The organism is Pseudomonas defluvii (assembly GCF_001695625.1).
GTDB classification, from domain to species: Bacteria; Pseudomonadota; Gammaproteobacteria; order Pseudomonadales; family Pseudomonadaceae; genus Aquipseudomonas; species Aquipseudomonas defluvii.
Genome location: NZ_MBPN01000175.1, coordinates 1 through 6,025 on the forward strand (window position 1 = coordinate 1; position 6,025 = coordinate 6,025).

A 6,025-nucleotide genomic window follows, 5' to 3' on the forward strand; every position below is an offset into this window, starting at 1 on the left:
AATCTTGGTGCGGCCACACCGGTGCAGATTGGCGGCGCACCGGGCGCGCCGCCCGCTGCCCCCAGTAGCGACAAGAAGGCGCCCTTAGATCCTGGCGACACCCTGCTCCACAAACAGATCAATGATGCCGCCGCTTACATTCGCAGCCTGGCGCAATTGCGCGGGCGGAATGTCGAGTGGGCGGAAAAGGCCGTCCGTGATGCGGTCAGTCTGCCCGCCAGCGAAGCGTTGCGGCTAAAGGTGATCGATCGTGTGGCCACTGATGTGCCAGACCTGTTGCGCCAACTCGATGGCAAGAGCCTTGAGGCTGCAGGCCAGGCCGTCGTGTTGCAGACCACCCAGGCGCCGCTGATTGAGCGCCAACCCGACTGGCGTACCCGACTGCTGGCGGTCATCACCAGCCCCAGTGTGGCGCTGGTGCTGATCACCGTCGGTGTCTACGGGCTGATGTTCGAGTTCATGAACCCGGGTTCCGGTGTAGGCGGCGTGGTGGGTGGCATCTGCCTGTTGTTGGGTTTGTACGCGTTGCAGTTGTTGCCGGTGAACTATGCCGGCGTTGGCCTGATCATGCTGGGGCTGGCATTCATGATTGCAGAAGCGTTCTTGCCCAGCTTTGGGGTCATCGGCTTTGGGGGTATTGCCGCGTTTGTGGCGGGCGCTGTCATTCTGATGGACACCGATGTGCCCGGCTTTGGCATTCCCTTGCCTCTGATACTGGGGTTGGCCCTGCTCGCAGCGTTGTTGTTGAGCGGGTTGATCGGTATGGCGCTCAGGGCCAGAAGGCGTGCACTGGTCAGTGGAGATGCCGGCCTTGTGGGTAGCGTGGTGAGGGTCACCGACGTGCAGGCCACAGACCCTTGTATGGGCTGTGTACAGGCCCAGGGCGAGCAGTGGCAGGCACAGTGCCAGACGCCTTTGCACGCCGGGCAGCGGGTTCGGGTGGTGGCACGCAACGGCGTGCTGCTGGAGGTTAGTGCTGCCGCCGAACAACCGGCGCAAGGAGAGTGAGCATGTTCCTGCAACTGGGTTTTGCTGCGCTGTTTGGGCTGATCATGCTGTTGTTGTTTTCAGCCTTTCGCATTCTGCGCGAGTACGAACGCGGCGTCGTGTTTCAGTTGGGCCGGTTCTGGCAGGTCAAAGGGCCGGGGCTGATTCTGCTGATTCCGGGCGTGCAACAGATGGTCAGGGTCGATTTGCGAACCGTGGTTCACGACGTACCGCCCCAGGATGTGATCACCCGCGACAACGTCTCGGTCAAGGTCAATGCGGTGCTCTACTTCCGTGTGCTGGATGCTCAAAAGGCAATCATTCAGGTCGAGGACTACTTCGCCGCTACCAGCCAACTGGCCCAGACCACCTTGCGTGCGGTACTGGGCAAGCATGAACTGGACGAACTGCTGGCTGAACGCGAGCGACTCAACCTGGACATCCGTCAGGTGCTTGATGCCCAGACCGATGCCTGGGGCATCAAGGTGGCAAACGTCGAGATCAAGCATGTCGACCTGAATGAGTCGATGATTCGCGCCATAGCCCGTCAAGCCGAAGCCGAGCGTGAGCGACGGGCCAAGGTGATTCATGCTGAAGGCGAGTTGCAGGCGTCAGAGAAACTCATGCAGGCTGCCGAAATGCTGGGGCGCCAGTCCGGCGCCATGCAACTGCGCTATATGCAGACCCTGGGCAGCATTGCCGGGGACAAGTCATCGACCATCGTCTTCCCGCTGCCGTTGGAGCTGTTCAAGGGAATGATGGATAAAACCTGAGGGCATCAGTGTGCTGCCGAGGGTTGCGCGGCGCGTGCATCGCCAGTGCCTTCCCAGCCCCCACCCAGCGCGAGGAACAACCCGATCTGCCCCAAGGCGACCTGAGTGTTGGCAGCCGCCAGTTGGGCGCGCATATCCGTGTAAGTGCGGGTCGCCTGCAGGTCGGCAAGGAACGACGCGCGACCGGCCTGATAGAAACGATGCGTTTGATCTGCAGCCAATTGCGCCGAGCGTTCGGCCTCTGCCAAGGCATCACGCCGCTCCAGCAGGGCGCTGTACTGGGCAAGGCTGGTCTGGGTTTCGCGGATGGCGTTGAGCACCACGCCGTCAAAGCGTGCCAGGGCCGCTTGGGTCGAGGCCTCGGCTTCGCGGATACGTGCCCGAGTACCGTTGGTCGGTACGTTCCAGGTCAACAGCGGACCAAAACCCCAGCGGTTGGTTGCCGGCGTACCGAGGTTTTCCAGAATACCGATGGTGCCAACTTGAGCGCCAATGCTGATGTCCGGATACAGCTGGCCGGTGGCGATCCCGATGGTGGCGGTGGCGGCCGCGAGGCCACGCTCGGCCTGGCGTACATCAGGGCGTCGCTTGAGCAGCGCGGCCCCATCACCTACGGGCAACAACTGGGCGATGTGGGGCAGTTCGGCACAGGTTGCGGTGCCGGCCGGTAGCTGGTCGACAGGCTTGGCCAGCAGCATCGACAGGGTAAACAGACCGGCTTCGCGTGCTGCCTGATAGCGCGGCAGTTCGGCGCGCAGGGATTTGAACTGGGTCTGCGAGCGCGTGACCTGGGTTTCGTCGCCACGCCCGGCATCGCGCAGGCGTTGGGTCAGGCTCAGGCTTTGCTCCTGCAGGTCCAGTGAGGTCTGGGCGATGTGCAGCTCTTCGTTGGCGGCACACACTTGGGTATAGGCGCGCACTACGTCGGCGACCACCGTGATTCGTGCCGTATCAGCGGCGGCCTGGGTCGCGTCGGCATTGGCCTGGGCTGCTTCTACACCGCGCTTGAGGGTGCCCCATAGGTCGAACTGGTAGGACGCACTAAGGATCGCTTCGCCAATATTGGCCACGGGCACTTTTTCCGGCAGCAGGAACGCCTCGCCGGATTCTTGCAGGCGCTGGGCGCCGAGTTTCGTTCCGGCGTGAAAGCCGCCCTGAGCCTGTGCTTCCTCGACCTGGGCGCGGGCCCGGGCGATGTTCGCGGCAGCTACGCGCAGCTCGGTGTTGGCAGCCAGGGCGTCGCGCACCAGGTGGTCAAGGCGATCATCGCGATACAGCTGCCACCAGTTGCCGGGCACTGGTGCGGAGACCACGCTGTTCGCATCGTTGCGCAACGCGCCTTGCAGGTCACTGCGGTTGACCGCTGCGTCCTTGGGCAGACGGTAATCCGGGCCGACCATCTGGCAGGCCGATAGCACCAGGCTGATGCTCAGCAATGCCAACCGCTTCATTGACCGCTGCCCTCGATGATGGACACTGTGGCCGTGCGCCCGGCGATCATGCGGAAATCATCCGGCACCTGATCGAAGGCGATGCGTACGGGGATGCGCTGGGCCAGGCGTACCCAACTGAATGCAGGGTTGACGTTGGGCAGCAGGTTCGCACCACTGCTGCGGTCGCGGTCTTCGATACCGGCGGCGATGCTCAGTACATGGCCGCGCAGCCGTGTGTTGTCACCCATGACGCGAATGTCCACTGCCTGGCCAACCTTGATGCCGGAAAGCTTGGTTTCTTCGAAGTAGCCGTCGACGTGGTAAGAATTGCTGTCCACAACCGACAGCACAGGGCGACCGGCACTGACGAACTCGTTTACGCGCGGGGCCCGGTCGTTGAGGTAACCGTCCACCGGGCTGCGCAGTACCGAGCGGTCGAGGTTGAGCTGCGCCGCATCGACTGCTACCTGGGCCTCGGCCATAGCCGACTGCGCCCGGGCTTCGCGTGACTGGCTCTCTTCCAGTTGCTCTTGGGCGACCAGGTTGCCCAACCCTCGATTACGCTTGGCCTCACGTTGCGCCTGGGCCAGGGTTTCCTTGCGCTCTGCCAGGGTGGCCTGGGCCTGGCGCAAGGCCAGGCGGAAGCGGTCCTGATCAATGGTGAATAGCACATCGCCACGCTTGATCACCTGGTTGTCACGCACGCTGACCTCCTGGATCAGCCCGGACACGTCAGGCGCGATCTGGATCACGTCGGCGCGGATGTGCCCATCACGGGTCCAGGGCGCGAACATGTAATACAGCACCATCTGCCAGACCAGTACGGTCGCCAGCGTCACAACCAACAGCGTCAGGACCATGCGTCCCAGGGTCAATAGAGGTTTCTTCATGGCAGCATCAGGCTTCGAAAAAAATGATCTACCGTACCGAGCAGTACGGCGTAGAGAGCGACGTTAAACAACGCCCGGTGCCAGACCAGGCGATAGAAATGCACGCGTGTCAGCACGGCATGCAGGCCGAGAAACAGCAGGTATGTTCCCAGCATCATCACGAGCAGCGTGGGCAGGAAAACCCCGCTGATATCCAGGTCACCGATCACAGGGGCGCTCCGTCGATGCCATAGGGCAATTGAGGTGGGTTTGCAGCGGGATCAAGCATGACTTCCACGCCTGGCAGCATGGCCAGACGCAAACCGCTCAAGGCATGCAGCAAATGCAGACGGGCATCGGCGTGTTCGGCCATGCTCTGCACGTTAAGCGACTGCCGAGCGCGCTCCATGCTGGTCAGCAACAGTTCGGGCGGGTGCAGGCGACGGCGAGCGTCCAGGCAGGCCTGAAAATGCGCGCCCACTTCGGTGACGACCTGTTCAAGTTGCGCTTGAGCCTGTGCTGAAGCACGGGGCATATAGGCCAGCAGGTCGAGCAGGTTCAGGCCAACCCGCAAGTCACGCAGGGCACCGCTGGTGTCCTGTCCGGTCTGGCCGAGGCGTGGCAGGTGCTGCATCAGGCGGTCGAGCATTTGCACGCCCAGCCTGCGGTGCTCGGCCAAGGTGGCAGGAAGGGTCATGCCGACGATGTCGTGCCAGCTAAACCGCGTTAGCCGCCGGGCGGCGTGCTCGACACCGAACGGGCGCATCACCAGGGTCCAGATGAAGGCGAACAACAGGCCTGCGGGGCCCGCCAGGTTGGCATTGATGAAGGTCAGAAAGTCGGCGTCGTAGGCCCCTTGGATGCTGATGAACGAGGCCGTGTTGACGATGGTCAGCAAGGTGCCCAGGTAGAAGCGCGGCTGGACGGTCAGGGTGCCGACGCAAATGAACGGGATCGCGAAGGCCAGTACCAGCATCGGGAAGTCATGCAGGTTGGGCAGCACCAGAAACAGGTAAAGGCTGGCAAACACCACCGACAGGGTGGTCCAGAAGAAAAACCGATAAATCTGTGGTGCCGGGTCGTCCATGGCGGCGAAGAAGCTGCAGGCAACCGCTGCCAGAATGACTGCGCTGGCGCCATCGTTCCAGCCCAGCAGGATCCACAACGTCGTGGCGGCAATGATCGCGGTCACGGTCGAGAACACCGAGTAGAGCATCAGGCCGCGGTCAAAAAACGGTGTCAGCCGGCCCAACCGCCAGTGTCGATAAACGGCGTGCCAAGGCGAGAGGTCCTCGGTCCGAATGGCCTGTTGCAGCGTGCAGCAGTCTTGCCACAGATCGACCCATTCGGTGAGACGATACAAGGCATTGGAAAGCAGTAGCATGGGCCGCTCGTCCAGCGCTGCGGCGTCGGGTTGCAGGTTTTCCAGCCGGGTGCGCAAGGCTGACCAGCGTGCTGGTGAGGCTGATTCGGCGGTGGCTTGCAGCCAGTCGCGGGCCTCCAACAGCACGGCTTGAAGGTGTTCAGCCTGCGCCGGGGCGCGTTTCTCAAGTGCCAGCAGTGCGTCGTCCAGTGCGTCGAGTACTGGTAGCAGGTGAATCATGCGACCACGCAGCTCGCGGGCGTTCTTTACGGTTTGTGGGCGTGCGCCCTCATGGGCCAGTTGGCCGATCATCATTTCCAGCGAGTTGAAGGTCGCGACCATCGAGGCGCGCAAGGTGCTGACGGTTTCGGTCGAGGCCTGCCGGGCGAGGAACGTGTCACTGTACCGACGGGCTTCATTGAACCAGTTGCTGGTCGTGCCCACCACTACAGGGGCCAGTCGGCGCGGCCAGAACACTGCCCCGACCACCGCCGCGCAGACTATGCCCAGGCAAATCTCCTGGGCCCGTGAGGACGCGATATCGAATACGGCCAGCGGGTTGTCGACCACAGGCAGGGCAATCATTGGCAGGGTGTAGCC

Annotated in this window: 6 protein-coding genes; 2 read left to right on the plus strand and 4 right to left on the minus strand. The window is 62.7% G+C overall.

The annotated features are described in order from the left end of the window. The coding region (locus EKA13_RS25485; RefSeq protein ID WP_065761858.1) for an NfeD family protein at window positions 1–1,008 on the plus strand (1,008 nt) is incomplete at its 5' end. 2 nt (window positions 1,009–1,010) lie between these two features. Beyond that, complete coding sequence (locus tag EKA13_RS25490) at window positions 1,011–1,760, plus strand: slipin family protein (RefSeq protein WP_065761859.1); 750 nt, start codon at window positions 1,011–1,013, stop codon at window positions 1,758–1,760. A gap of 5 nt (window positions 1,761–1,765) precedes the next feature. Here EKA13_RS25490 and EKA13_RS25495 read toward each other — a convergent pair whose 3' ends face one another. From EKA13_RS25495 to EKA13_RS25510, 4 genes are all read right to left on the minus strand, one after another. Then, complete coding sequence (locus EKA13_RS25495) at window positions 1,766–3,211, minus strand: efflux transporter outer membrane subunit (protein ID WP_065761860.1); 1,446 nt, start codon at window positions 3,209–3,211, stop codon at window positions 1,766–1,768. Further along, a complete protein-coding gene (locus tag EKA13_RS25500; protein WP_065761861.1) occupies window positions 3,208–4,083 on the minus strand; it encodes an efflux RND transporter periplasmic adaptor subunit in 876 nt (291 codons plus the stop codon). The genes EKA13_RS25495 and EKA13_RS25500 overlap by 4 nt, the downstream gene beginning before the upstream one ends. After that, entirely contained in the window at window positions 4,080–4,292 is a 213-nt protein-coding gene (locus EKA13_RS25505; protein WP_065761862.1) for a DUF1656 domain-containing protein, read from the minus strand. Before EKA13_RS25505 ends, EKA13_RS25500 begins: the two co-directional genes overlap by 4 nt. Next, window positions 4,289–6,025, minus strand: a 1,737-nt coding sequence (locus EKA13_RS25510; RefSeq protein ID WP_065761863.1) for an FUSC family protein, incomplete at its 5' end; no start/stop codon positions are given. The genes EKA13_RS25505 and EKA13_RS25510, both read right to left, overlap by 4 nt.

Bases quoted from the DNA above. Each gene is read 5' to 3' on its own strand.
- EKA13_RS25490 (WP_065761859.1), top strand. From the start codon at position 1,011: ATGTTCCTGCAACTGGGTTTTGCTGCGCTGTTTGGGCTGATCATGCTG.
- EKA13_RS25495 (WP_065761860.1), bottom strand. From the start codon at position 3,211: ATGAAGCGGTTGGCATTGCTGAGCATCAGCCTGGTGCTATCGGCCTGC.
- EKA13_RS25500 (WP_065761861.1), bottom strand. From the start codon at position 4,083: ATGAAGAAACCTCTATTGACCCTGGGACGCATGGTCCTGACGCTGTTG.